Consider the following 26909-nt stretch of genomic DNA (forward strand, 5'->3'; position numbering starts at 1 on the left):
TTATTCTTTGGCAAGTACTCTTGGTTTTAAGCGATCGGAATACATCTCAGATATCGGATTCTTACATTTCGCCCAAGCTTCAGATAATATAATCTTTGATTCCCAAGATATAAGTTACTACAAAGAGGCTTTCTTGGAGTTTAAATCAAGTCAAAGAATTATAAACTGTGAGTTCGAAGATGATGAATGGATATTAAGTGCTAATGATGTTCAAACAGCAATTATTTTCGATATAGATGTTTACTCCGAAATGAAATTGTCACTTAAGTGTTTTACTTTGCTTGGTTTAATTGAAAGACATGACCATAAATATACGCAATTTAGAATCAAGCATCTGGTTGAGGGGATTTTATCGTGCCAAGGCTTTAGATGTCCTGTTGATGAAGTGCTTGTTCATTTCGAAAGCTGGCTCATGTCTAAACCTAGACCTACATTAACTAAACTTTGCCCAGCAATACAGCAGTTTCTTTGCTTTTCTAATTTTATATTTAACGATGAACTTCTAGATATAGTTGATCAGTTTAGTTCTTCTCAGAGAGGGATTCGAAGTCTGCCTAATTTCAAAGATACTTTGATATTTGATTCCATTATCCATGATTTCCAAAAAAAATGGACACTTACCGAAAGGCTAATTTTTTTTCCGATTGTCCTTTGGTGGCACATTACCTTAGTTATTCCTATGCGAGTCTCGGAGTTCTGCTCCATCGAATATGATTGTATTATTGCAGATTCCTCTAAATTATTTCTAAAAATACCTAGAAAAAAGGTTCGTGCTAAAAAGAATAATGAAGTTGATATTGTTGATGTCCTCGAAATCAATGAGGACTTAGCTGCGTTAATTTTACAATACAAAGATATAACATCTGAGTTTAAAAGGACTTCTTTCCTGTTATCCTACGACGCATATTGCGAGTCTCCCAGAGTTAAACAAAGTCATGGTAGTGCTCGCAAAAAAAAGAGGAATTTAGAAACATTCAAGCCTCATCAATTAAAATTACTGATAACATATTTTTATGATGAAATAGTCGAAAGTAAGTACGGTTATTCAGGCTTAGAGAGAGCTAATCCAATGGATACCCGTCACTTCGCATTTTGTAATATGATGCTGCAAGGCTTTAATATGTTGTCGATTGCCCGCATTGGGGGGCATAAATCCCTTGATGCACAAATGCATTACTTTAGTCATTTAGAACAATTAAGTCAATCTGCTGTTCAGTACTTAGCAGACCAACACATCAAATTTGGTACCATAAACAGTATGAACTCTTCGTTGGGAGTTAATGAGAGGGCTTTACGGGCTAAGTCCATTTTAAGAAGTTTTACTGAAGAGGAGATGCAGGCATTTGCTCCTATGGAATTTGGATATTGCACTTTCGATCCTGAAAAATGTCCCGTAGGCGACTGTAGGCATTGTCCTCACTTATACATTCCCGAAAGTGAATTTAATAATTCAGTGATTGCCTGGCTTGTTGATGAATCGGAGCGTCTCAAAAGCATAATAAATGAACAACTTGAACTAATGAAAAATCTTACTCGTAATATGACTTATAATTATTCCACTTTTGAGCATGATCCCCTTGCCCAGGCTGAATTGAGCTATTTGGCTACCAATTCTAGTAAACTCAGGGGACAAAAAGCACGGACCGATGCCAAACTTAACACGATATACCACGAAAGGGGCACACATGACTAAGAAGAAGGTAGGTAAACCAAAACAACACACAATTCCCCACCTAGAGACTTTACTACTAAAATATATTGAAGATAACCCTACAAAAACAATTACTTATATAGATCTTGAAAGGCAAACTGGAGTGGGACGAAATACTTGGGTTCGTAATATGAAGGGAAAAATCGAAGCCCTTAATCGTCCTTTAACAATTAATGACGCAGAGCACGAACAGCTCCTTCCCCTTCCAAACATGGCCGAACTAGTTAGGACGAATTACGGTAATCAGCAAAAACTTATTCAAGTGCTACAGCAGGTTAATAACAGTGTTCAGAAGCTCTATGTCCAAGCAAAAAGTGTTCCTCAATTGGAGCAAGAGATTGAAACCCTAAAAATGCAACTAAAGAGCCAAAATGAAGAATTAAAGAATAAAAAAGAAACAATTAAGTTATTGCAAGAGCAAGTTAACCATTTCAGTCAAGCATATCGTGATATAGCTGTAACCTCTTCTTTTCCTGATTCAGATTTGAAAAATATACTTGAATTTAAAAAGGGAGACAGAAAAAATGAAGATAAAATCACGGCTGACTTAATAAAACAGTTTGAGATGTTTGGTCCAAAATCTTGAGTGATATTTCCTATGTTGTGCCCCACCCTCTGCACCTTCTTCGCCAGTAACAATTAAATTCACACCATATAAGGAGTTCATTATGCAGAAAAATTTTCAAGCATTGGTTGAATATAAAATATTTTTTCGGCGAAGCATCGGACGTAGAAGACATAGTTAAAAACGAGAACATTGAGGTATTATGGATTTACGAGGAGAAGTCACTAAGGTACTCATGTTTATTGAAAATAAAGTCCTAGACTGAAAAATAAAGTTGTAGACTGGCCGCGGTCATTAAGCTAACGGGCAGGATACTTCCAATATGTGTTAAAATAAGACAACATCATTCTAGATATTGGAGGACCTAAAATGCAAAAGCTAAGCCATTCTTTCAGCGGAGCGCTGCGAACATTTTCCTTTTGGTTAGCAAACGGTACTGTGGGGATGCCACTACTTAAAGATATTGATTATACTTGTATATTTGAAGAGCCAAGCGCATTAGAGAGGGCATATGCGATCTTTGCAAATGTGATAGCGATGGATGAAAAAGGTACTGTTTTAAATGCAAAGTATGCAGAAAAGAGAGCTGCACAGTTTATTCGAAACTATGTTGACAGTAGTTATCGTGTTGAGCCAGAGTTTGAGGATTGGGAAATTTCACTTTATTAATATGGGGAATTATTGCACTAACGTAGGAACGATAGTTCAACGAATACAGGGAGAGTGTCGTGGTGGAACTGCTCCCCGTTTCATTGAGTTAACGGGCAGGGTTAACATAGCCAAAACAATAAATGTTTGCGTCTTTAGCACATATTAGATATGTCTAGTATGTGCGGTCCTTTTAGTGTCAACAGTTTCACCTTCCTAACCTAAATATAACATTGGTTGTACAAATATATGGATGATCGTGATGGTGACGGCATGGTTGGTGAATAAGACTAAAATAAATGAACAAAAGAACAGAAGAACAGAACATTTTACTCGTTGGACGATTTAACGGGTATTGCCTGATAAAGTCATTCTGCAATTGATTCAGCATTACTCGTCCATCGACTTATCGAACGCTGATTTATCAGAACCAGATATGTTAGGTCGGGCTTCCTGTAAGTTTGCCGACGATGCTGGGAAAAAGGGTGGAAAATTTTATACACCGACCAAAGTCGTTGAACTGATCGTCAAGCTGATTAAACCAGAGGAAGGGATGCGGATTTACGAAATAATCAAGTGATTTTGATACAATTTAACGATTATATTTTTCGGCGTTCAAGGTGGGTACATCGACCTCTGTGCTGGGTGCAAAACCCGTCTGGGTGGGTACATTTGCAAAAAGGCTGGGTGCAAACGGCATAAGGAGAGGTACGCAATCGTTGTAATTAGCCGTATTTTAACGATAAGGCGGTAAGTGATATTATGGATGAAACGTCAATCAAGGCAATCGAAACTAAATATGATGGTTATAGATTCCGAAGCAGACTTGAAGCGAGATGGGCTGTCTTCTTTAATGCATTAGGAATTGAATATCAATATGAAATTGAAGGCTATGAAATGGGTAGTCTTAGATATTTACCTGACTTTTATATTCCCAGTCTTGACCGATGGTTTGAAGTAAAAGGTAAGCCATTAAATGTAGCAGAAATAAAAAAATGTGAAGAATTCTGCCGTAGAAAAGATAATGAAAATATCAAGTTCTCCATTTTAATTGGAGCCCCTGACGCATTGAAAATCGATAGATTTTTTGGAATTAAAGAGTATGTGTGGGAATGGCCTTCAAAAAAATATCCGGACAATTATCGCATATTAGCACCAGACGACCTTATTCAAACAGAATATTATTCAAGGTTTTTTCTTGGATTATGGGTTATTCCAAACGTCAACGAGGAAGAATTAGCAAAAGCAGCAATTATGGCAAGGAAAGCAAGGTTTGAATTCGGTGAAATACCAGACGTGTAACATTGATTTTTCGCCAAAAAGAATGCAAACCTGGTATTTGGCCAAATTCAGCCGTCACCAGTGATTTGCCTTTAATGTATTCGGATCCGAAACTGTTCGCATCCGTGCGACGAGGTCGTCTTCTTGTTTCGTGGAATTGCGCTTATTTGCTACCCGAGCTGCTTTCCAAACCACTCCGTTGATATGCAGTCGATTCTCGCGAGCAACTAGCAGCTTCTTTCGGTTTGCAACGTCTAAGGGGATAAAGACCTCTTTTGCGCAAAGGAGATTACAAATGAACAAATACCATGCTGCATCCTGCTTGATTGTGACCGGTTTGGCTGGCATAGGGAGTCATGCTGCTGCTGCAGTCTCTACGGTAGTGATTCCCAGGAGTTCAACTAACGTAGGAACTATAGCACAGCGGTGGAACCAACCCATCGCTTGTTTTCGTTTCTGTGAGATCCGCTCAACTAAAGGGCAGGATTGCGTAGTAGTATGGCGAATAGTTTAATACAATTATTGGATATTCGGGGATTGTAATGACGCAATTTTATCTTATTCGCCACGGTGAACCTCAATGGGACATAAATGAACAGTATAAGTTAAAGGGGCATGGTCGGGATCTCGTACCTCTTACGAATAAAGGAGTTAACCAAGTCTATTTGACAGCGAAAGATGTGCGTTTAAAAGAGGCTGATATTATTGTCTCTTCTCCTTACCCAAGAGCTCTTCAAACAGCCGCTATATTATCAAAGGAACTTCATTTAGAAATATTGGTTGAGTTCGATCTAAGAGAATGGCAACCCGACTGTTAGCGCGATCATCCGGCTGTTTTGAACTAGTGGCAGAAAGAAGAGAGAACGATGAGGTGAAGCATGATCCGAGGTGTAATTGTAGAGGGAATGTCTACCGCAGGAAAAACTTCAGTATTCAAGGCACTAAAGAAACTACATAATCAATTAGACAATGGTGTACGAACGTTACTTACAATAAGCGAACACTATTCACAAGTTCTTCATTCTAATCACGGAGTTTTAGAGACGATGAAGAAGGAGGAACATATTCAGCTACTACGTCGTCATGTTGATTACTTAGAACAGCAATCCAATTGGATCGATTCATTGGGTCAAATGAAATCGTCTCACGGTATTTTCTTTGTTTTAGAGCGATTCCATGTGAACCATCGTGCAGCATTTCAAGATTCATTAGAAATCAGTCAGTTGGAAAATCAACTATTAAAATTGAATGCACGCTGTTTACTCTTAACGTTGTCTAAAGAAGCTGTTGGGCCGCGATTCATTAAGAGTCGTGGCGTAGCTTGGGAATCTTATGTTCTAGAAAACCATGCTTCGGAATCAGAAGCATGCCAAAAATTTTTGGAGGAACAGGAAAAACTACGCATGGTTGCGAAACAGTCATTGATTCCTACGTTAGAAATAAACACAGATGCAGCAGACTGGGAATCTTATGCCAGACAAATACTCGTGGAACTAAACTCCCTCGGTATGATCTAACGGGTAACGTTAGTTCAATAATGACAGCGGCAGTCTAAGACTTTATTTTCAAGTCTTGGTCAGCCGCTGTTTCTTTTTTATGGGATAGTCTAAAACTTATTTTTCAAAAGCTGACGCTTTGTCAATTCTAAAGCCGCGATAAATGAACGATTCCAGTCTAAAACTTTATTTTCAACGGACAACTCATCCATCAGACAGCCTAGAATGGGTGCAGGTACCACTTGGTGACAATGCGAGAAAGTTCCAAAGACAAACCATTCCAACAAGCTATAAACCACATTGTAGGGGCTTATAAGAGCGGTTAAAAGGTTGGATTCCATTTAGGTGGTGGAAAAGGTCGTTCTGGGCTGTTGCAATTGGCACCTTAATCACTTTAAGTAAGAGCGAAAACATAGAGGACGCTGAGAAATTGGTAAAAAGCATGCGTCCGATTTTTAGTATTAGACAGCCTCAATGTGAGGCACACGAAAAATTATTTAAACTATTAATTTAGACCCTTAGCATTTTTTTGCTAACTTGACTTATTTATAAAAACAACATGTATGACTTTCTGTACCTTTTTGGCCTTGACCTGGTTTGTAGTTCTTGCATTACAAACAGAAAGCGGGGATTGTCTTGTACATTCTCCGCTTTTTTCTATTTAAGCTCAGGTTTTGGACTAGTTTCATTTATTCTTCATCCAATCGAAAACATCAAAGCCAAATACCCACAAATAACAAAAAACATTGCTGTTGCAATAGAATACACAGGCTTTTGTTTCCTCCAAAACCAGAACAATCCTCCAATCATCACTGAAACTCCAATGACTGCAAGAACTATACTTATTACATTTAGAACTATTTCAAAGTCTTCTCCATTACTGACATCATGACCACTTATAAACGTAAACCACGTTGATGGTGGCCCATCCTCAAGTATTGCCTTAAGATTCCCGTGAGGAGGCTCTTGCTGCCCCATAAATGCCGTAACAATGAGTAAAAAGATAATCACATTACAAAAGACCTATCCCCTTTAAAATTAAGTGGATAGGTCTTTGCTTTGAAAATAACATTTTAACTACAACAAGATTTTAGTATTTACCTTGATAAAATTTTGTCTATAATCGCCTTAATTTCTTGGTCGGAATATTCAGCAAGCCTTAAAACAATGCAGTAGTTGAGGTGCTCCACTAAACGTACCGAGGAAATTACATCTTGATCTGGTTCGTGTTCTCTCTTCTCGTGAGCGAGTTCATTACGCCACTGATTAGCTATACTAGCTAGCTTTGTTACGTCATCCCCAAAATATTCAGACAAGATAAATTTCAGTCCTGACCAGTTGTTATAACCGTTATATACCTTGCAGATTTTATCTTGTAGGGATACGGTCGGTCTAAGCGAGTCGCGTAGGCGTTTCGCTTTCTTCTTCTTCTCACCTTTTTGCTCAGTGATGTAGTTATCAATCAATGCTCTTACCTCATCATAGACTTGTATTGTTTCCAAAGATGAGATTTCGGGGAGAAAAGTCCTCTGGTAATATTCAAAAGCTGCTGTTATTTGCAGACATTGCTTAAGATCAAGCAGCCTTCTGGCAGCGCTGGATGAATGAATACTTTGGGAGGAAACCTTATTATCAAGGAATAAAGAGAGCAAGTTCTCAAAAGCAGGCGCCAAAGATCCATACTGAATGGTCTTTGAGATCTCCTTCGATTCTTCAGGTTCCTCTTGATATTTATCGAAAACGTAAAAGGTGGATGTTACAGGAACTTCCCTATCAGCAAATATTACATTGCCTTGGGGATCTACACATCCTATTCGCAGACGTTTCCCCACCAAAACAGCGTTGTTAATGGATATGTTTTTGCGATTAGATAAAAAGCTAAAGAGGTTTTGAACGAGATAATATAGTGACTGAATGAATTCTAGATCATCGGTTTCATCAAACTCGAGTGTTAAATGAGACACCGTTTCAGCGAGGCACCTGTTGCTGAATTGATAGGAGCTGGATAATTTTAGTGAGAATGTTACGGTTCTTCCTTTATATTTGAACGGAAAACTCGTAATGATATCTGAACTTCCCGAAAACTCGACATGTCTATCTTTAGGGGAATATTTGCACATTGAGGATGAAGGGATAAAATAATTGAGTTCTTCAAATGAGAATATCATTTTTGTATAACTAGCATTCTCCACATAATCGTCAATGAAAAAGTCTACTTGTTGTTTAACTGTCCCAAAGGATATCGGGACTTCTATGGTTGCCCCTGTTTCATCCATTGTTTGACATACTCCATAATTTTCAAGAGGCAGAGCGAAATGAAAAAGAAGCCCGCCCCCGACCATTTCACCTCGTTTTTGTCCGTATACAATTCTAGTATTATTTTCAAAGGTGAAATGTGAGCCATCCAAGTATAGTTTCAAAAAACCATTTTCATAGTGTAAAGGAATGCTACGGTTTTCTGAAAAGAATGCAAACCCATCATATATCATGAAGTTTTCCCTCGTTTCTCAATACTTCTCTCGCTTAATCAAAGACTAAACGAAAAAAGTAGTTGATATAGAATTTGAGTTGCGTAGACTTAATGAGTTAGCAGGAAAATTAGAGCAAGAATTAATGATCAAGCTAAAATCATTTTATGACAATGAGTAATTATTGGGGAGCAGGGTTTATGAGTTTCCTAATAGCACCTGCTAGCGTTTATAAAAATTAACTAACCATTCTTATAGTCCGGCCAATGAAGATCAGCACCATATATCTTACCTGAGTAACCTGCTACTTTTAGAAATTTAACTTCATTCCACTGTTTATTAATAACCATTGAATTACTAGGGTGGTCTTTAATTAAGCCATTATAAACGCTTTCAGTAATAAGAATAGTCGGGGTATACTGCTCATCTTCGCTTATTATGAAAGATTGAAAATCCGGATGTTTGTGATTCATTCTTTTAGTAAAAACATCCTTTTCGAGATTTTTTACAAATTCCAATATACTTTCCTTATGCCATGACCAATTACCATTTGCATTTCCAGTAGTTGCAACTTCAATAATTTTTTCACTATGAGTTTTATTTGCAAGATCTGTTAACTTAGATGCAATGTTAGCTGGTCTCCCTAGCCAGACGAGTGACTTATAGTTCTCATTTTCATGCCCATATTTAATTATACCGGCTTTTGTAACAAGCATTTTTCCATAGTCAATACCGATGCCACATTTGAATTCATTATGTACAAATTTCTTGTCAATCGTATATTGGGCTATAGAGTTTAACAGTATTGCTGTTTTGATTGAATTTAAGTAACAGTTTTCTTTATTGAAAACTACCATCAAACGATCTCCAATGATATTTCTTACTTTACCGCCATAAAATTCGCTCCCACGGGCCATTGATCGAACAAAAGATGAATACAATTTCGCTAACGTTTTCGGCTTATGATATAAATTCATTTCTGTTGATTTTCTAATATCTATATATAAGACACAAGTCTCAATCATTTTGACTCTCTGTACCATACTATCAGTGTTTGGAAAGGTAATATCTGCGTCATTCCTGTCGGGTACAACATCCACTGATTTAATTAATATATCAAAATCACTATTTAAAATATCTTCAACTTCTAAATCTAATGACTGTTTCAAATCTTTATGGTTCAATTCAACTCACCAGCCTGTCACATCTAGGATTAAATTTACAAGGATTGTTATTGCTAAAATAATGAAGCCTGTCAAAGTGACATACAAACCATACTTGCATCTAACATTTTTCCAATATGTAATTTGGGAGTTCACTATTATTTGATTTGCTAGGTCTATTTCATCAGCTTGAAAAGAAGTAACGGTTTCGTTTAAATACTTTTGCCTAATTGCAGTAAGATAATTAGGGGCTGTGTATTTTGAAATATCGCCAAAAAAATATAAATTGCTTTGATCTGCTCCATTTGTTCCTCTTTTAGATCGAGGGGTTTTTATGTTTGGTATGAGCGCCCAAAAGTGAAAGTACATGCTGATAATCAGAAGAAATGACAATAACCAAAGACATTTTACAATACTTACCGATAGTTTTAATTCACTATTAAGAACTTGCAAAACTACAAAGAAGCTTGCTCCATTCACAGTTAATAGTGCAATATTTTTTGCCTCCGAAAATTTAAGCCATTCGTTTACATTGGAAAAGATGTATTTGAGCTCATTCATCATTATAATCAACCCCTATTCTAATCTACCACTTCTAATCTTGAATATTAACCAATTCTTGCTTATCCATTTATAATTACTGTACGTTAATGATGCATCGTCAGTCTACAACTTTATTTTATCTACAACTATATTTTCACCGAACAACTGTGAAAAATAATTTTTGAATTAGCACATATATCTTTATAAAAGTCATAATTTGAGGTGATGTTTATGAACATATTTGAGGTAGATAAACGACTATGGGATAAATTCAAGTTCGAAACCGACTGTATTAGTTACAAGGGGCATAGCGATGATGCTTACTATTTCAAATATGTTAGCAAACATAGTGGTGGACTATGGGATGTGAAGGTGTTGAAAAAAGATTTGTCTGTTTGGAGCAAACTTTGTGATCAAAATTTAAAAAACAGTAGTACATGGTTACCCGAAGGCTTCTTGCCTATTTCGAAGCAAGAAAAAAGGTAAAGAGTAGCATGACAACAGCGGCTGAGAAAGACTTATTTTTCAAGTCCTTCTCAGCCGCTGTTAACTTTTTCTACACTATCTTCCCTTGAATCAAGCCATCATCTGATCTTTTAACTCCTCAGCTAATTTCTTCGATCCACTTAATCCTTTTACATACTTTAGCGGACCATCCGATGACCACTCCACTGATAATTTATTTACATATTTCATGACAGCCGATAAGTCGACTTGCTTTTTGTTTTCTTTTAGTGATGCGCTTAAAACAGCACTCCCGGCAATAGATAAAGCATCTATAGAAACAATATGAGTTATTCGATAACCCTTATAATCTTTCCATTCAAAAAGAAATTTATCTCGAAGCGCATTGTAATAAGTAAGGGCCATATAAATTTTTTCTTCTTTTGGCAAAGTACTAATATTTTCATTCTTCATCAAATATGTCAGTGTTCTATATAAATTCTGAAGGGTAACATGTCTTCCTTTTGTACGTTTCCCAATGATACTTCCAATCGAATTGAAGGGGCTATCTTTTCTAGTCATCATTTCTGTGGCTATCCAACTGATATCGTCAGAATCGCGTCGGAGAAATTTACTTAGAGATGTACCTATTCCTTTTGCTTTCGTATTTATAGTATCAAATAGTTTAATTTCCTCATCTTCATCTAAACTATGGAAAGCTAAAAACGGAATATTTATATCTGAATTTGTTTCACGCACATACTTTTCTATTCCTCCAACACGGTGCTGCCCATCCATTAGAGAAGCCCTACCTTTGCAAAGCAATCTGCCATATGAAGGGCGTTGTTTATCATAGCAAACAAATTCCCAATTAGCTGCAGCGTTTAATAAAATCGGAGTAAAAAGGGCATCTTCCCCTTTAGATAAGTAATACGCAAAATCCGCACATCTTTTGGCATCGACTGGGCGCTGATATCCCTTCCCAGAAGGGTGATCATATGGTTTTACATAAATTAAATTAATTCCAACAGATGCAGGAAAGTAGCTTTGATATGCAACCCTGCCTCGCATCTTGCACTGGAGTACATTTTCAATAACATACTGCTGTGGAAGATTACTCATTCTTTTGGCTCCTTGATATTAGTATATAAAGCCATAATAGTTCTTATAAGATCTAAAATCAAATGGTTATATATGTTATGAGTGTCTGTAAATTAAACACAGACTCCCCTAGTCTGAAATAGAGGTGAGTCCTGTTGTCCAAACTCTCAAAGCACGTAGGAATAAAAATTAGAAATCTTCGCAAAAATAGAGGACTAACCCAGGAACAGCTAGGTGAGCTCGTTGATCTCCCTCAGTCCTACATTGGTGGTATTGAGCGCGGTGAAAAAAATATTTCCTTAGAAACCCTCGAAAGGATTGTTAGGACTCTTAGGGTAGATCCTAGCAATTTATTTAGTGGCTACGACCTTACTAATTCACAGTATGAGAGATCGAAACTATTGGATTCTACGCATCTTTTAATTGAACAATGCTCAGACAAAGAACTAACTTTAATTAAAAAATTGGTTGAAGTTGTAATTTCAGAGGCTAAAAATTAACCAATGAAGCAAAAAACGAGTGCAACTCCGGACTTGTACGGTCCTAGAGATCACTCGTTTTTCTTTTAAATATGTTCTCAATAACTTATTTTAGAAGCTCCGAATACTTCCCTAAACGTTTCATAAGCTCTGCTCGAGCAACATCTCTAATCAAAACAAATTTGTCCTCGTAGCCGCGGCAGATGTATTTGTACCGCAGATTCGAGTCTATCATCTCATCTTCAAACACCTTTATATTTCGTTCTTTCAATAGCTTCCGTACCGCTTGAAGGTCGTTTGTCATGAGATTTTGAATGATATTTGCTGCTTTAACAAAGACCGTTCTCATCGAGTAGGAAGTTCTTTCAATTTCCTGTTTATTCTTTTCAACAATTGAAAGTAACATCGGGAGTAAAACGAAATCCCGGATCGCCTCCAATTCCTCTTTCGTAGGCATTGTAGTTTGAGTTTGCTGTTCGTGTCTCTGCTGAAGTGCCGCACTATGTTCTGGTGACATGAACCTCGTGCTCCATCTACCGTTTCCGTCAAGTAGTTTGCTCAAGCATAATGTCCCCCTATCATAATCGCTCTTTCTTTGGCTTGTGCAGTTTCTAGCAGTGAAGAAGCTCTAATAATTGCTGCACCGCCAAATCTGTCTTTAATACTATCTTGAGCTTTGGCGAGCCTAAGATTTCTTTCGATATCCTCAAATAGATCGAGCTGATGCGTGCTGTCATCTGTCAATTGAGACAGATCTACAGCTAAATGCGTGATGGGATCTCCGTTCCAATTTTTCTTGAACAATTCACGCGCTGCTGTAACAACATGGTGCTCTAGACAAGTCGGCGAAGGTATGGTCATCTGCCTCGAAAATCCTCTCGTCATCGTTCCGGCGCTAACTGTCACTACACGCCCCATGCTCTTGTTTCGTCTGCTTGTTCGGCATACTTCAATCACTAATTCAATCATTAGCGGCTCGATATCCTCCATTGTCTGGTATTTCGTTGACTGTACAGTTCTGCCTCGAGTAATAGATTGCGGCTTCGCAAAAGCTCTTGCAACGACTGGGCTGGGATCAATCCCGCGCGCTGTTTGCCAATAATATTCGGCTTTAATATCGCTTTGTCGTCCCATCCTAATTCGCATGCGCCTTTTGAATTCTGCAAGCTCTAACCGTGCTATATCACCGATAGTATTCAATCCCATTTTTACAAAGTGAGCAGTCATCCGAGACCCTACCATGTACATTTGTGAGACAGGTAACGGCCATAGTATGGACTCGATCTGATCTACTGGCAATTCAAACACGCCACTTTCGCTCTTCTTCGCGAAGTGGTCAGTGGCCATTTTCGCGATCACTTTGTTTGAAGAAATGCCAGCACGAATCCAAACTCCCGTAGAAAGCATAACTTTTGTTTGCATCTGGCGTGCAATTTCTACTGGTGATCCGAAAAGCGACGTTGAACCTGTTACATCAACAAATTGCTCGTCAATGCTCCACGGCTCAACCAAGTCGGTGAAGGTTTCATAAATTTCCGTAATGAGTGTAGAGACATCAATGTACGTCTTCATTCTTGGTCGGACTATAGTAAGATCTGGGCAAGCAGCAAGAGCTTCAAAATTTCGCATCGCAGTTGATACACCATAAGATTTCGCAATGGGACAAGCAGCTAGTACAATACCGCTCTTACGGGCAGGGTCACCAACCGCTATGGGTTTATTACAAAGCTCTGGGTGCGCCGCTTTCTCCACACTGGCATAAAAGCTCTGACAGTCCACGAGCATAATAGCTCGTTCTGATTTCATAGTCACACCACCCAAATAGAAAACATATGTTCGCTTTTATTGTATGCCATTCTCTGCATTTATTAACCTTAACAAAATTTATTTTCGATTATTTTTCTTGTTTATAAATCAAAATTGCGTTTCGCAATTATGTACATGAGTCATTACTAAAAATTCCCTTGATATATAAGGGTTTTATTAAATTATTCTATTATGTACATGAATTTTTGATAGTCTTGTGGCCATCTTCGCCAGAATTTTATTGGAGCTAATCCCAATTCGCACCCTCACGCCCGTTTGCCGAAGCACTTTGCGCTGGATGGCTTCCGCAATAGTTAAGGGATCTCCGAAGAGCGGCAAGCTGGCCGTGACGTCAAGAAACTGTTCATCAATACTAAAAACTTCAACCAGATCGGTAAATTCTTCGTAGATCTTGGTAATCATAAGAGAAATATCAATATAATGCTGCATGCGCGGGCGCATCACGACCAGTTCCGGGCACTTCTTAAGCGCCTCACCCAGTCGCTCTGCGGTCGAAACACCGTACTGTTTGGCAACGGGACAGGCAGCCAGAATGATGCCGGAACGCAAGGCTGGATCGCCTGCAACCGCAACGGGTTTGTCCTTGAAGCCCGGATGATCCGCTTTCTCAACGCTCGCATAGAAACTTTCGCAATCCGCCAGAAATATAGTGCGTTCCTTTCCTTTGCTCACCGTAATCCCCCTCGCATATTCATAAGCGTGGTCATAAGCTCTGCCTTGACTAAACTGCGAAGCATCGTGAAATGGTGAATGTAACCGCGGACCTTGTATTCAACGTGAATCCCCAAGGCATTCATTTCAGTCTGAATAACTTTAATATCTCTTTGCTTCATGCTGCTTTTGAGCTGCTGCAATTGCGGGTAAATGGCATTCTCGACCTCTCTCAGATAAAAGAGCACATGATTATACACGATTTTGTCCTTGTAAATCTTGAGTTCCTCCATATCCCTTGCCAGCATATCGAGTAAAATGGGTAACAGCGTATACTCCTTGATAATTTGAACATCCTCTTCTGTCTCAATTCTTGAACTGACCTTCATTATCTCCACCACCATACGCGAACATGTATTCGTGTTACTTATTATATACCGAACATGTATTCGTTATGCAAGTGATTTTAAATGGAAATAAAATACTGTCATTTTAAGGCTTAAATTAGGAAGGAAAATTGACATTGCAGCCAAAAAAAACCAGAAACCTCAATGGTTTGCTGGTTTTTTCATAACCTTACATTACTTCAAAACAACCGAAGTTAATGCTATCTCTGCTTGCGATGCTCCTTCCGCCGTGACCTTAAGATGCACCTCGGCAAAGCCGCTGCTTGAACGGACAGCATACGATGTGAGCTCCGCTCCTAAACCTTGATCCGTGCCAACAAGCTGAGCCTGACCAATCGCTGCGATCCCTTGCAGAAAGATCGTGTATTCGCCCGGCCTCAAGAAGTTAAGTCTCAAACTGAACTGATTCGTCTGTATATTCAATACGTCAAAAACAACTGGCGCACTAATGCGAAGTTCCTTCGCGCCTACTGTGATTTTCTGCGTGATCGGGTTCGTTCGCTCTCCCAACAACAAACCGAGCAGCTCGGCTCCCTGATAATTCGGATACAGGTAGTCCGATGTTTCCCACTTAAGCAAGCTTGCTGCATCGTAAAGGTGCGTCGGATAGCGGTTATCTGCTGCGGTTGTTTGCCGTGAACCGCTGACGGATAATCCCTCACTGATCTTACGATAATCAATCCCGCCGCCGTTTAGGTAATTTGTCCACAAGCCAGCTCCGTCCATCGCTTCGTACAGTTCCATGAGAGCAATGCCGTAGTCATGACCGGACCATTGGACTGAACGGCCGAACCAGGTTCCCGGCAAGGGTTTGCCATCTGCTCGGTAGATGGACTGCCCAAAAGCTGCAATAGCTCCGTAACGCATGAACGTATGGCTGCCAAAGGAACTGCCTTGCCCATCCGCTTTATCTACCCCATAGCTTCCGTCATCCCATAGGTAGATAAAAGGGAATCCGCGGTTAGCCCATAATTTGGCGGCATCCAAATAGGTGGTTGAACCTGTCAAAGAGTACGCTTCGACGTTAGCTCTTACGGCCACAGCTGCCGTCTCCAGTTCGGGAATCATGTTTCTAAGCTCCCATGATTGTGAGCCTCTTGGCATCCTAAAGCTCTCATTCATATAGTTCAGGCCTGCGAGACCGTAGGTCGTTGCGACAGCGTTGCCCGTCAATCGGGCTTGCCTCAGCATTTTAAAGAGAAATTCAGCATTCGAGCCTGCAGTCACATCGGTTAACTGCCCCATGTAGGGACTTGTTTGGAATCCTTTGCGGGCGATAAATGTCTGATAGTCCCAATACACACCCTCTGTTACGCTGGATGGATTCACCAGCTTTGCTGCAGCAACCAAAGTGTCTACGTTCACAGATTGCAAGGATTCCATCGTCCTTGCTGCGATTCCTTCCAAGTAATAGGGCAGAATATAACCATATGTGGAATAAGTGCTTCCTACCCCCGTCATAGCAGACGATATTCGCTGTTTCGCAACCTCGTCATATTCGCCATATTTACCCAAGACAGCATAAGGCATAACAAATGCTGAGGTAATTGTTGGCGTAGCTGCGGGACCGATTCGGTTCATCCATTTATTGTCTGCAGCGCTCCACAAATTCTCAAAGCTGGTCAAGATCGCTTCACTTTCCTGCTGCATCGTTCCATGCGCATAAGCAAGCGGCTCCGGAAGCCCGTACTCGTCCGTCCAAGTATGAACAGCGCTTGCAATCTCTGTGCTTCGCTTGACAAACAGTTGGGACTTGAGCGTCCATACCTGGTCAGCCGCCAAGTTAAAAGGCTCCCGAATCGGATTCTCATTATTGGCATTGGCCAAGGTTGTATCGTAAAATGCCGGTATCCCGGTTGCGAAGGTAGTATTTTCATTCATCCCATTCAGGATCGAGGGGATAAACAAACTGAGCTTCGTAGATACGGTCTCATTCCCGCGCTCTAGACGATTCGGCAGACCAAAAAATGCCGAAGGCTGGTCATGTACCCCGTCCCATTTCTGACGAGCATCCCACATCAGCCCAAAGAGCAGATCCCCTTTCCTTATAGCCATTAAGGGCACGGTAATTTTGCGTGGATGAGGGACATAGCGATAGGCATCAACGGTGTCTACGACCGCATTCGTGTCCGAGGATCGATTGTTCTTCTCCATCGCATCGAGCCATTCCAAGCCGGGGAATAGCGCCTCGTTGATATAATCCCCCTGCAGATCTGTCGTAGAACGAATTACTTTATGCTGCGAATCAAGCGCAGGGATCCCAGCTTCCCCCAACAGCATCGTCGGTCCGACAATGGCGGCAACATTTCTTATCCTGTCTGCTTGCAGCGAATGCTTCAATTCCAGGTTGCCGTATACACTGTCAGTGACGCGAACGGCTCCCGACCATTCAGCGCCATCTGGAGCCTGGAAAGAGATCTCGAAATCTCGCGGAGCTAGGGATGACGGTGCCGCCGCATACAATTCCTTTACAGTCAATTGGTCCTGACCGACAATTTCCTGTACGCTTCCCAGAGACGGCATAACGGCGATTCGGCTCCATGCGCCGCTTCTCATAGCTTCCACCCATGCAAAACCATAACCTTCTAGTCCTGTAGTTTCAGGTGAAGGATAGACCAACCGCTCCTCCTCATTCCCGATCACCACGTCATCGGGCTGACCGCTGGCCGGGAGGGCCGTGTTCACACTAAAAATGCGCGATACCCCCCTTGTCGCCGGGATACCAAGGCCTTTTACCGAGAAAACGATAGCCCCTGCTCCCGTGCCCTGCACAGTGGCATTATACGTTAAGGTTACGCTTTCACCAGAAGCCAGTTGAGTGACTGACGCGCCCCCGACTGGCGTGATCTCAAGGAAATCAGGGGCATCCAATTGAACAGACAATCCTGTCGCGCCGGCCCCTATGTTTTCCAGCTTAGCTTTGATAACGAAGCTGTCGCCAGGCGATACGATCTCTTGGGGAGAGGTCTCGAATTGGGTCAATCGGATCTCGGCTGGAAGATCCTGCTTTCTAAGCAGGCTAATACCCTTGACGATGAGTGCAATCCCATCCTTCATGCTGGGATAGGTCGCCATCGGGTCGATTCGCAGCTTCGTGATATTCCCCGTCCAGCCGGCATGCTCGCCCATATCGATGATGTAATGCTGAAATTCCGGCACTTCAACCGCCGTATTGCGGAACGCAACCTTCCGTGATTCGCTGAGCTTATTCGTATCGGCTCCTGCATCTGTCCCGAAATAAATGGCTGCATTGGCCGTATGATTCACCTTCATCCAAATGCTCAAATAGCGGTAATCGGCAGGGATGTTGGGAAAGCCAGCATCGTGCAGATCCAGATAGAAATTCGGATTGGAGGTGGAAGCCTCGATAGGCGCGGACGTCGTAAACAGATGAACGCCTTCTGAGTCCCGATAAACATTATCAGTCTCGATATGATTAGCCCAGACACCTTTGTCCGAATTGGCGTCCCAGCCCAATAGATTCGACCATGGAGCTGACGTTTTGCCGTACAAATCATCTTGCTCTTGAGCCAGAATAACCGTAGGGCTTGTAAAATTCCAATCCGTAACCAACGTGTTGCCAAGTGGAACTTTGGTGTACTTAGCAGAAGCGATTGCACCTGCAAGTCCGCCCCGTACCGCCATCGCTTTCAAATAAGTCGTCTCCGTAACGGTAAGCGATACGGTCGGCGCATGCACAATCGTTCCGTTCGCTGCCGTATCGGTCACCGCGTCATAAAGCGGATTCGTTCCATCTGTCGTGTATAGGAGTGAATCCGCATAGACCGATTGCATCACAACAGGCTGGCTCACATGAAAGATAGCAGCGTTCGTCAAAGAGACTGGATTGACACCCGCAACGTACGTTTCTTCCCTCTGCGCCTTGATCTCGCCGTGCAATAGGGCAATGGCCTTGAAATTCGTAGTTTTATCTACGACAAGGGAATCCCCGAAAATGAAATCGCCACTCAGCGGGTACCCATGGGATATGGTGGGTTCAGAGCCATCCAGCGTGTACCTGATTTGTTCTGCCCCAATGACGGAGATGTCAATTTGCTTGGAACCGCCATAGAAGGTTTCTCCTTCCGTTACCGTCAGCTGGGTTTGCAAAGACTGCCCGACATGAACCGTTTTGCTGCGATACATGGTCATATCCGTTTCAATCTGGGTTCTGTCGCTCTTATACACTGGATACAGCTCCACCTTGTAGTCCTTGTTTGGCGTTAAACCATCGATACGTACATACTTATCCCTCGTGCCCGAGTATTTAAAGATCTGCTCGTTGGTGTTGTCCGTCGTGTTACGATAGTGGATATTGAAATTGGAAACGCTTTCATTTAAAACTGGAATATAGACATAGAAACCGTCAATATCTCCCGCCAAGCCAAAATCATCCCGCTCGTTCTCCGGCTTCAGCTTGTTCAACAAGAAGTTATCCATCTTGAAGCCGGCATTCCCATTGGCAAATACCCCCACGAAACCTGCTCCAACCTCTGAAGCCCTCAGCACATCAACAATCGGAGTCGTCGATCCGTTCACGTATGTGCGAACGCGCTTCCCGTCAACAACTTGTTTCACGCGGAACGTCTCCCACGGCATGATATCCCTGTTTAATCCGGGTACCCCGTACTCCTTAATCCCCCGATATTTCCCCCCATCCATATTGGCAATTGACGTTGCTCCTTCAAAAAAGTTCATTTTACCATCATACGTGACATGCGTCTTGAACTGGGCATCCCAACCATCGTTCCAGGCATTCTTCTGGAATTGTATCCCCGCTTGCTTATTCAGCTCCCGATGTGTCATCGTCATATCAAATGACAGCTCGAAGTCTTCGAATTTATTCGTAGGATTACTGGCGAATCCGTAATCAAACACCCCAATCGTTGAACCATTGAACGGTCCCAGCACCATTTGTCCGCCATTCAAAGATACATGCCCCGTATCCCCGGAAAATTTGAAAGCATTGCTGTTCCCGTCATGATATGTGCTGTTTTGCATCGTACCGGATTCAAAATCAAGCAAATAAGTGGATCCTTCGCGGATCACCGCACGATTTGCGCTAGCAGCGGCTTCCTGCGGTTTACCAATAACTGCGTAAGGCAAGAGCAGCAGAGTCGCCATAGCAGCGGCCGTCCATTTTTTCAACAGGATCACGATCATCACTCCCTGGAAAGGTATTTTTCCCGGTATTGTCCGGGTGTAATTCCTTCTTGCTTGCGAAAATAACGAATAAAATTCTGGGAATTGTTATAATGCAATCTCTCGGCAATCTCGGCAATCTTCAGCTCCGTGTCCACCAGCATCGTCTTGGCCAGCTGCAAGCGGAAGCTCGAGACATAATCGCTGAAATTCACGCCTACCTCTTTACGGAACACCCCCCGGATATAATCTGGATGATAGCCCAGCCTGGATGCGCATAGATCGAGTGATAGATCTGTCTCCGCCTCCTGATGAATCATCGCCAACATCTGATCGGAGATTTTGGCGTACTGGTGTTTACGTTTCTTTTCCAACAATTCCATCATCGGATAGATAAGCGTTAACCGGAACCATTGTCCAATCTCCATGATCGTCTTCAATCGGTACAATTGATCGATCAGCGATTTCTCCCCGTCATACAACGACTCTATCGGCTCACCCAGATGCTGCGCCATTCGAATCAAATCCATCAAGAATGCCGTCAGTGGAACAAAATATTCCCGATGCCCTACTTTTTCCTGAAAGACCTCTTGCAAATAATCGTCCAACAGCAGATCCGCTTGCGCGAAATCCGCCAACTTCACAGCATCCAGCAGCTCCTGCTCAATCCGATGGGGAAAACGGGACAGAATCGTCCCCTCCGGCTCTACATCGACAATATGAATGACAGAACCCGGTCCTGTGCGAATCGTATATTTCAGCGCTTCTGTTGCATCCTGATAGGCCATCTGGGCGGACTCAACCGTAGGGTAAAACCGGCTAATGCCCACACTAACTCCTAATTCCAGAAATTGTTCCACCTTCTGTCTAATCTCAGCCGCCCAATCGTTGATCTGCTTCTTATACGAATCCTCGGACAATCCCGTTCTGCCGATCAGCGTAACCTGTGTATGATGAATAACCGTCGGTTTCAGCCTTGCAGACGATGGCACGATTTCTCCAACCATATTATTAATCGCAAACAGCAGCAGGTCTTTATCCATCTCCGCATACCGAGTGTCTTCAAGCGTATCAATTTGGACGGCCATAACACATACCTGTTTCCAGGCTTCCTTATCCGTAAATACGCCCAACCTTTCCTTAATCTCCTTGGCTCTCACCTCCCCTTGATAAAGCTTGATCATGAACAGCTCCTCCACCTGCCGCTGCTGTCCTTCGATAATACCGGTCAAGCGATGTTTGGTATGCAGCATCTCATGAACTTGACTCCCAATATATTGAAGCTCGTCGCGATTATGATAAGCCGCCTGCTCTGGCTCCGCCTGAAGAGAGCGGTACAATCGGCTGATTGGGCCGTACATTCTCCTCGAACCTAACCAGGATAGCAGCATCGTGACGGCAAGAATCAGCAAGCATGCTGTATAGGTATACCATTCAATCACTTTGGAATCCTTCGTTATGAGATCAACTGACGATATGGAAACATAGGTCCACCCATTGTAAGGGGACTTGCGGAAGGTTACGCCGACATCGCCACTCACACTCGTATGATAGGTGCCGATCGCATCTGTCCCCTGCAGAAGAGACTGCAGCTCAGCAGCATGGCTGAAATCTTTCCCAATATAGGCCGGATTGCTGTGCGCAAGCACCACCCCCTCCTCATTGAGAATCATCACTTCACCAAGGTCGCTATTGTTGGCGAGCAGTTTATTCAGCTCTTTGCTTTGGAACTTCATAATCATTAACCCCGAAGGAACAAGCGAATGCAGAGGAAGCTTTTTAACCATATGCACCTGCCCCTCTGCTTCTGCAATCGTCCAGAAGCTGGTCTTGCCATATTTGGCGTAATTCCTCACCATCTCCGCTTGCGCGAAGCTATCCAGTCTGAATACTTCGGTGCTGTTGTTAATCGCCCAACCCTGATTCAAGCTGACCAGCAGCACATCATAGATGCCCAGATCGAAACTTTGCAGCTGATGCAGTCCCTGCAGCAAGCCATTGACCGTTTCGAATTGGTCCGGGGTTAGCTGCATATTCATGGCTGAACTCACCAAGGAGGCACTGATGAATTGCACCGCCGATTTGTCCGCTGTCTTCAGAATCTGCTCCACCCGTTGCTGGGTTTGCTCGAGATTCAGCATGTTTCCCTTCGCGACTTTATCCTGAATGATCTCAGAGGATTTCTGATAGGACAGCACGCCTAGTACAAGTACCGGAAGTGTTCCCAGCAGCATGCTGAATAGAAACAACCGAAACAAGAATTTGGGTGGACGGATTCTCATGATGGGCCAAACCTCCATGGTTTCGAAATACGAAGGAACTCACTGCCGCACGCAGCGTGAATTCCTTTCTCTCATTGTAATTCAGCCATCCGCGCACAGCCAGCTAAACCCCGCTTTATTTTTTGAACGCCTTATACTGTGTGGTGTATTCCTCGATAATTTTATCCCCACCGCCTTTGCGCCACTGCTCCAGAGCCAGATTCCAGCCCGCCTCGTCAATGTTGCCCATAATGAATTTAATTCTGGCATCTTGAATGATTTTGGTTAACTCGGAGCCTTTTTCCGCGAGTGTAGCGGATTGGAACGACTCTGCCGGATTGGGGACAGCGATAGCCGCATTATCTTTGAACATTTGCTTATACTTTTTGACGATTGAAGCGTCTTCTCCAGCTGTAACTAAAGCGCCATCATCAAACCGGAGTTGGTATATGGCATTAATATCGGTTTCGTAAGCTTTGCCATCTGTCCTTGCTGGCTTTCCATTTTCCACCTTATAATGTTTGCCTTCTACGCCCCATTCGAATAGATTTTGCATCTTGGCATCAGCCAATTTATCCAAGAAACCTAATATATTTTTGAGATCTTTCTCGGTTTTGACACTCGTTTTCGGGAACATATATGTGCCCACGTATCCGCCGTTGAACAGCATCAATCTCTCACCTTTGGGGCCCTTGATTCTACTGGCTACATCAAGTTCAGCTTTGGGATTCGCTTTGGCCAGATCATTGAATCCAGCGTTTACATCGTCCAGTGTGCTGATGATTAATCCGGCATTGCCCTGATTGATTGCTTCTTGGCGCTTCGTTCCCGGTACAACGGCGAAGTCCTGATTGATCAGCTTTTCATCATACAGACGTTTATAGAACTTGAGCGCATCCACATATTCCTTGCTCATAAAGTCAGGTACAATCTTATCGTCTTGCACGCCATATAGATTGGGACCCCCATACCAGCCCAGAATCGTTTGGAAGCCATTCATCCCTCTTCCTTCATACATGCCAAACGTATCATTCTTCCCGTTCTTATCCGGGTCCTTCGTGCTGAACGCTTTAATTACACCATAGAAATCGTCGATTGTCTTAGGCTCGCTCAGCCCTACCGACTCTAGCCAGTCCTTGCGTAAAATGATTCCTTCCCGTGCAACCGGACGGCTGCGGAAGATGCCGTACGTCTTGCCGTCAACAGCAATATTGTTCAGAACAAGAGGGTTCAGCTTGCTTAAATTGGGATACTCCTTCAGATAAGGACCCACTTCCCAGAACATGCCGGACTTTACTGCGTTGACAATACTTTGGCTCTTATTGCTGGCAATCATCATAATCTGGGGAAGCTCGCCTGCGGCAATCGTAGCATTGATTTTGTCATTATAAGCGGAATTCGGCACCCAGGTGATATCAAGCTTGGTCCCTGTATATTCCTCAATCATTTTGACCGCTTCGTTATCCGCTTTCGGTGGTTCAGCCGAGTAATACATGTTCATCATGGACAGCTTAAGCGGTTCCATAGGCTTCGCCGACCCTACCGTGCCTTGCGGAGACGCCGAAGCATTCGCCGATTCATCCCCGCCTTGACTGCATCCTGCAAGTAACCCTGCCGCAAGTACAATTGCTCCGGCAACACTCCAACCACTTGCTTGTCGTCCACTGCGTTCTGTCATTTCTGTAAGCCTCCCTATACTTCCCTCAGTTTTATATTAAAAGATAACCCGTCCTGCGTCATCCTTTAACCGAACCCAATAAAACCCCTTTAGCGAAATGCTTTTGTAAAAATGGATACACAATCAAAATCGGCAGCGTCGATACCGTAATAACAGCCATCTTGATCGATTGCGGAGGAATGACGAACGCGTCGTTCACTTGACTGGAATCGCCGATTCCCCCCTCGGCCATAATGACGACTTGACGCAAAATGACCTGAATTGGCCATTTCGTCGTATCATTGATATACAGAATTGCAGAGAAAAAGGAGTTCCAATGTCCTACTGCATAAAATAGCGAAAAGGTGGCAATTGCCGGTAATGATAAGGGCAGTACAATTTTGAATAAAATACCGACATCATTACTGCCGTCGATTTTGGCTGACTCCTCGATGCCTTCGGGCATCTGCTGAAAGAAATTTTTCAGGATAATCAGATTGAAGGCGCTAATCGCCCCTGGAATCAGCAGGGACCAGAGCGAATTCATTAAGCCCAGCATTTTGACCACAAGAAAGGTCGGAATCATTCCCCCGCTGAACAGCATGGAGAAGATGATCATCAGCATAATCGGCTTGCGCCAGAGCAGTTCCTTGCGGGCAAGCGGATACGCCATCAGCACCGTAAAAAGTAAATTGATGAACGTCCCCACCACGGTTATGAAAATCGTATTAAATAAACTGCGGACAATCGTCTTCGTCGAGAAAATATAGGTGTAAGCCTCCAGTGAAAACTTGGTCGGTATCAGAACCATACCTCGCTTGGCAAATTCCTCCGATGACGCAAATGAGCCCAGCACCATGTAGAGAAACGGAAGCACAGTCAGCGCTGAGAACAAAATTAATAAGGAAATGTTCGTTATGTCAAATAACCGTCCACCCCACGTGCGGTCTTTCATCAGGCTCTCCTCCTATTAATAAATTCCTTCATCTCCAGACTTCTTGGCCAGTGCGTTCGTTGCCAGCACCAGAATCAAGCCAACCAGCGATTTGAACAGACCAACGGCCGTACTGTAGCTGAATTGCGCCTGATTGATCCCCACGGAATACACATACGTATCAAAAACTTCGCCAACCTCGCGATTCATCGCATTGAGCATCAGGATAATCTGTTCGAAGCCCGTATCCAGGAAGTGACCCAACCGTAAAATCAATAAGATCACAATCGTGTTGCGAATCGCCGGCAATGTAATGTGCCAGAGCTGACGCCAGCGTCCCGCCCCATCGATTTTGGCAGCTTCATACAAGCCAGGATCCACGCCAGCCAAGGCGGCAAGGAAAATGATCGTACCCCAACCAGTCTCCTTCCAGATCACCTCGGTCATAATTAACGTTCGGAACCAATCCGCACTGATGAGGAAGTTCGCCTTTTCCCCGCCCAACCTTACAATCGCCTCGTTCACCACACCTCCTTCCACTGTAAAGAGCAGATAGAAAATACCGACAACAACGACCCACGAGAAGAAATGCGGGATATAAATCATCGTCTGAACGAATCGTTTCAGAAATTCCTTGCGAACCTCATTGAGCATCAAAGCGATTGCAATCGGCAGCGGAAAGAAAAAAATCAGGTTATACAGCGCCAGCATAACTGTATTGCGAAACAGCATCCAGAACGTTGGCTCATTAAAAAACCGGATAAAATGCTTCATTCCCACCCAATCACTATGCCAAAAGCCAAGAAAAGGCTGGTAATTCTGGAAAGCGATCAATACACCCCACATCGGCAAATATTTAAACAGCAAGAAATACACAATGCCCGGCAAGAGCATGAGATACAGCCAGCGGTCGCGGAGAACAATCTTCATCGCCATCCCCCTCATGCGGACTCTCTTATGGAAGGATTCTCTTCCAGCCCAGCGATCTTTTGGGTAATAGGCTCACAGACAAGCATCGTATAAGCAGTTATTTCCATGGGTTTATCCTCCAGTGTTATCTTTGACGGCTCGAAGCTCGCCTGGCTGTTTTAGCTTTCACCGACGATCATTCCCATCGATGAATCGAATAGCCTCCGACGCGATCTCCGGTCACGATAAATTCATTTTTGTTCAGATCATAGTGCACGCTAGCTACTTTATCCAAAGAATCAAGCACAACGGCGAATTTCTTCGTGATGAGATAGCCTGCCACAATAAAGGAACCTTGATCAGGAATATCAATGGGACTGGCGTTGCGAAGCCGATTCCTTTCGCTTAGTTCCATCATCCGTCCCATCTGCTCTTCAGACGCATTCCCCCAATGCTCCCGCGTCCCTACCCCCTCTAGCTCCAGATAGCTTACTCGTTCGTTAAATGCCAGCTGTCGGACACGATTCATATACATTCTCGCGTGTTCTACCGGAACTCGAATATCCGTTTCGCCATGAGCGATAAATAATGGCGTGCGCAGATTCTCCGCCAGCGTTATGCCGCTCCGAGACCTGTAGGCTTCTGGATCAGCCTGCGGGGGAAAGCCTATCCATACATCCAATTCATCTTGGAATTCTCCAATGGCATCATTGTCATACCAAACGGCGTAATCCGTAATTCCGCACATCGCCGTAGCCGCTGCAAAAAAATCTGGAAACTTGCCGACAATCGCATAGGCGTTTCCGCCCCCGCCGCTTCCGCCCTCAAAATACACCACATCGGGATCTATAATGCAGTCCTGATAATGTTTGCGCACATAATTCACGGCATCGATGACATCCAGCAGCTCCCAACCATTACAGTCTGGATTGCCATCTGAGAAAGCCCTCCCCCGCATATCCACTTCAATCGTAAGATACCCGACATTGTAAGCCGTATTCTTATATTCGAATGGCGGTATACTCATGTGCCAACCATGAGTCGTCACTAGAATGCGCGAAGGCTTATGCGGTTTTAAGACTCGCATTGCCAACCTAAGCTGCGGATCTCTAGAAGAAGGATAATAAATCAGGTCGCAGTAGGGCGAGTAGCGGTTATCGCGATCTCCCTCAAATTGACGTTTAGCTCGGATTGAATCCTCGTATTTATCGAAGCTCATAGC

At 43.0% G+C, this 26909-nt stretch carries 22 protein-coding genes and 2 pseudogenes; 8 read left to right on the forward strand and 16 right to left on the reverse strand.

Features of this window, described 5'->3' with window-relative positions; translation table 11 throughout:
* Nucleotides 1-7: 7 nt before the first annotated feature.
* The 5 genes and pseudogenes from LOZ80_RS13995 (at nucleotide 8) to LOZ80_RS14015 (ending at nucleotide 4226) form a co-directional block, all read left to right on the forward strand.
* The gene (locus LOZ80_RS13995; RefSeq protein WP_238171986.1) at nucleotides 8-1693 is read left to right on the forward strand and encodes a site-specific integrase; all 1686 of its coding nucleotides are present in this window, start codon (nucleotides 8-10) and stop codon (nucleotides 1691-1693) included.
* Nucleotides 1686-2297, forward strand: coding sequence for a hypothetical protein (locus tag LOZ80_RS14000; RefSeq protein WP_238171987.1), 612 nt, complete (start codon nucleotides 1686-1688; stop codon nucleotides 2295-2297). Before LOZ80_RS13995 ends, LOZ80_RS14000 begins: the two co-directional genes overlap by 8 nt.
* Nucleotides 2298-2645: 348 nt before the next feature.
* Nucleotides 2646-2945: a DUF7677 family protein gene (locus LOZ80_RS14005; protein ID WP_238171988.1), complete on the forward strand. Its 300-nt coding sequence runs from the start codon at nucleotides 2646-2648 to the stop codon at nucleotides 2943-2945.
* A gap of 334 nt (nucleotides 2946-3279) precedes the next feature.
* A pseudogene (locus LOZ80_RS14010) lies at nucleotides 3280-3486 on the forward strand (N-6 DNA methylase); the annotation flags it as partial.
* Between the two features lie 200 nt (nucleotides 3487-3686).
* Nucleotides 3687-4226: a PDDEXK family nuclease gene (locus LOZ80_RS14015; protein WP_238171989.1), complete on the forward strand. Its 540-nt coding sequence runs from the start codon at nucleotides 3687-3689 to the stop codon at nucleotides 4224-4226.
* Between the two features lie 54 nt (nucleotides 4227-4280).
* Here the strand turns inward: LOZ80_RS14015 and LOZ80_RS14020 are convergent, their stop codons facing one another.
* The gene (locus LOZ80_RS14020; protein WP_238171990.1) at nucleotides 4281-4553 is read right to left on the reverse strand and encodes a hypothetical protein; all 273 of its coding nucleotides are present in this window, start codon (nucleotides 4551-4553) and stop codon (nucleotides 4281-4283) included.
* Nucleotides 4554-4747: 194 nt separating this feature from the next.
* Between LOZ80_RS14020 and LOZ80_RS14025 the strand changes: the two genes are divergently transcribed.
* Both LOZ80_RS14025 and LOZ80_RS14030 read left to right on the forward strand, forming a co-directional pair.
* Complete coding sequence (locus LOZ80_RS14025; RefSeq protein WP_238171991.1) at nucleotides 4748-5023, forward strand: histidine phosphatase family protein; 276 nt, start codon at nucleotides 4748-4750, stop codon at nucleotides 5021-5023.
* Nucleotides 5024-5083: 60 nt separating this feature from the next.
* Entirely contained in the window at nucleotides 5084-5722 is a 639-nt protein-coding gene (locus LOZ80_RS14030) for a hypothetical protein (protein WP_238171992.1), read from the forward strand.
* Nucleotides 5723-6397: 675 nt separating this feature from the next.
* Here LOZ80_RS14030 and LOZ80_RS14035 read toward each other — a convergent pair.
* The 5 genes from LOZ80_RS14035 to LOZ80_RS14055 form a co-directional block, all read right to left on the reverse strand.
* Complete coding sequence (locus LOZ80_RS14035) at nucleotides 6398-6712, reverse strand: hypothetical protein (protein ID WP_238171993.1); 315 nt, start codon at nucleotides 6710-6712, stop codon at nucleotides 6398-6400.
* 86 nt (nucleotides 6713-6798) lie between these two features.
* Entirely contained in the window at nucleotides 6799-8190 is a 1392-nt protein-coding gene (locus LOZ80_RS14040) for a HEPN domain-containing protein (protein ID WP_238171994.1), read from the reverse strand.
* A 221-nt stretch (nucleotides 8191-8411) separates the two neighbouring features.
* A complete protein-coding gene (locus LOZ80_RS14045; protein WP_238171995.1) occupies nucleotides 8412-9353 on the reverse strand; it encodes an adenylate/guanylate cyclase domain-containing protein in 942 nt (313 codons plus the stop codon).
* A 6-nt stretch (nucleotides 9354-9359) separates the two neighbouring features.
* Nucleotides 9360-9896 (reverse strand): Pycsar system effector family protein, encoded by a 537-nt coding sequence (locus LOZ80_RS14050; RefSeq protein ID WP_238171996.1) that lies wholly within the window; start codon nucleotides 9894-9896, stop codon nucleotides 9360-9362.
* A gap of 555 nt (nucleotides 9897-10451) precedes the next feature.
* On the reverse strand, nucleotides 10452-11441 hold the full coding sequence (locus LOZ80_RS14055; protein WP_238171997.1) for a DGQHR domain-containing protein: 990 nt from the start codon (nucleotides 11439-11441) through the stop codon (nucleotides 10452-10454).
* A 134-nt stretch (nucleotides 11442-11575) separates the two neighbouring features.
* On the opposite strand from LOZ80_RS14055, the gene LOZ80_RS14060 reads away from it, so the two are divergent.
* On the forward strand, nucleotides 11576-11920 hold the full coding sequence (locus LOZ80_RS14060) for a helix-turn-helix domain-containing protein (RefSeq protein ID WP_238171998.1): 345 nt from the start codon (nucleotides 11576-11578) through the stop codon (nucleotides 11918-11920).
* An 85-nt stretch (nucleotides 11921-12005) separates the two neighbouring features.
* Here LOZ80_RS14060 and LOZ80_RS14065 read toward each other — a convergent pair whose 3' ends face one another.
* From LOZ80_RS14065 to LOZ80_RS14110, 10 genes and pseudogenes are all read right to left on the reverse strand, one after another.
* Entirely contained in the window at nucleotides 12006-12461 is a 456-nt protein-coding gene (locus LOZ80_RS14065; RefSeq protein WP_238171999.1) for a YhjD family protein, read from the reverse strand.
* Nucleotides 12458-13705, reverse strand: coding sequence for a DNA polymerase IV (locus LOZ80_RS14070; protein WP_238172000.1), 1248 nt, complete (start codon nucleotides 13703-13705; stop codon nucleotides 12458-12460). The genes LOZ80_RS14065 and LOZ80_RS14070 overlap by 4 nt, the downstream gene beginning before the upstream one ends.
* Nucleotides 13706-13921: 216 nt before the next feature.
* Nucleotides 13922-14398 (reverse strand): annotated as a pseudogene (locus tag LOZ80_RS14075) (Y-family DNA polymerase); the annotation flags it as partial.
* Nucleotides 14395-14766: a YhjD family protein gene (locus LOZ80_RS14080; protein WP_189020131.1), complete on the reverse strand. Its 372-nt coding sequence runs from the start codon at nucleotides 14764-14766 to the stop codon at nucleotides 14395-14397. The gene LOZ80_RS14080 and the pseudogene LOZ80_RS14075, both read right to left, overlap by 4 nt.
* Before the next feature lie 192 nt (nucleotides 14767-14958).
* The gene (locus LOZ80_RS14085) at nucleotides 14959-19941 is read right to left on the reverse strand and encodes an FN3 associated domain-containing protein (protein WP_238172001.1); all 4983 of its coding nucleotides are present in this window, start codon (nucleotides 19939-19941) and stop codon (nucleotides 14959-14961) included.
* 5 nt (nucleotides 19942-19946) lie between these two features.
* Nucleotides 19947-22208: an AraC family transcriptional regulator gene (locus tag LOZ80_RS14090; protein ID WP_238172002.1), complete on the reverse strand. Its 2262-nt coding sequence runs from the start codon at nucleotides 22206-22208 to the stop codon at nucleotides 19947-19949.
* Nucleotides 22209-22323: 115 nt separating this feature from the next.
* Complete coding sequence (locus LOZ80_RS14095; protein WP_238172003.1) at nucleotides 22324-23865, reverse strand: extracellular solute-binding protein; 1542 nt, start codon at nucleotides 23863-23865, stop codon at nucleotides 22324-22326.
* A gap of 58 nt (nucleotides 23866-23923) precedes the next feature.
* The gene (locus tag LOZ80_RS14100) at nucleotides 23924-24802 is read right to left on the reverse strand and encodes a carbohydrate ABC transporter permease (protein ID WP_238172983.1); all 879 of its coding nucleotides are present in this window, start codon (nucleotides 24800-24802) and stop codon (nucleotides 23924-23926) included.
* Nucleotides 24803-24814: 12 nt separating this feature from the next.
* A complete protein-coding gene (locus LOZ80_RS14105) occupies nucleotides 24815-25714 on the reverse strand; it encodes an ABC transporter permease (protein WP_443147028.1) in 900 nt (299 codons plus the stop codon).
* Nucleotides 25715-25883: 169 nt separating this feature from the next.
* Nucleotides 25884-26906: an alpha/beta hydrolase family protein gene (locus LOZ80_RS14110; RefSeq protein WP_238172005.1), complete on the reverse strand. Its 1023-nt coding sequence runs from the start codon at nucleotides 26904-26906 to the stop codon at nucleotides 25884-25886.
* Nucleotides 26907-26909: the final 3 nt, after the last annotated feature.

The sequence above is a fragment of the Paenibacillus sp. HWE-109 genome, assembly GCF_022163125.1.
Lineage (GTDB): Bacteria > Bacillota > Bacilli > Paenibacillales > NBRC-103111 > Paenibacillus_E.

Excerpts from the sequence above, each read along its gene's own strand:
- LOZ80_RS14000 (WP_238171987.1), top strand. The coding sequence starts at position 1,686 with ATGACTAAGAAGAAGGTAGGTAAACCAAAACAACACACAATTCCCCAC.
- LOZ80_RS14005 (WP_238171988.1), top strand. The coding sequence starts at position 2,646 with ATGCAAAAGCTAAGCCATTCTTTCAGCGGAGCGCTGCGAACATTTTCC.
- LOZ80_RS14015 (WP_238171989.1), top strand. The coding sequence starts at position 3,687 with ATGGATGAAACGTCAATCAAGGCAATCGAAACTAAATATGATGGTTAT.
- LOZ80_RS14020 (WP_238171990.1), bottom strand. The coding sequence starts at position 4,553 with ATGCCAGCCAAACCGGTCACAATCAAGCAGGATGCAGCATGGTATTTG.
- LOZ80_RS14025 (WP_238171991.1), top strand. The coding sequence starts at position 4,748 with ATGACGCAATTTTATCTTATTCGCCACGGTGAACCTCAATGGGACATA.
- LOZ80_RS14030 (WP_238171992.1), top strand. The coding sequence starts at position 5,084 with ATGATCCGAGGTGTAATTGTAGAGGGAATGTCTACCGCAGGAAAAACT.
- LOZ80_RS14040 (WP_238171994.1), bottom strand. The coding sequence starts at position 8,190 with ATGATATATGATGGGTTTGCATTCTTTTCAGAAAACCGTAGCATTCCT.
- LOZ80_RS14050 (WP_238171996.1), bottom strand. The coding sequence starts at position 9,896 with ATGATGAATGAGCTCAAATACATCTTTTCCAATGTAAACGAATGGCTT.
- LOZ80_RS14055 (WP_238171997.1), bottom strand. The coding sequence starts at position 11,441 with ATGAGTAATCTTCCACAGCAGTATGTTATTGAAAATGTACTCCAGTGC.
- LOZ80_RS14070 (WP_238172000.1), bottom strand. The coding sequence starts at position 13,705 with ATGAAATCAGAACGAGCTATTATGCTCGTGGACTGTCAGAGCTTTTAT.
- LOZ80_RS14080 (WP_189020131.1), bottom strand. The coding sequence starts at position 14,766 with ATGAAGGTCAGTTCAAGAATTGAGACAGAAGAGGATGTTCAAATTATC.
- LOZ80_RS14090 (WP_238172002.1), bottom strand. The coding sequence starts at position 22,208 with ATGAGAATCCGTCCACCCAAATTCTTGTTTCGGTTGTTTCTATTCAGC.
- LOZ80_RS14095 (WP_238172003.1), bottom strand. The coding sequence starts at position 23,865 with ATGACAGAACGCAGTGGACGACAAGCAAGTGGTTGGAGTGTTGCCGGA.
- LOZ80_RS14105 (WP_443147028.1), bottom strand. The coding sequence starts at position 25,714 with ATGGCGATGAAGATTGTTCTCCGCGACCGCTGGCTGTATCTCATGCTC.
- LOZ80_RS14110 (WP_238172005.1), bottom strand. The coding sequence starts at position 26,906 with ATGAGCTTCGATAAATACGAGGATTCAATCCGAGCTAAACGTCAATTT.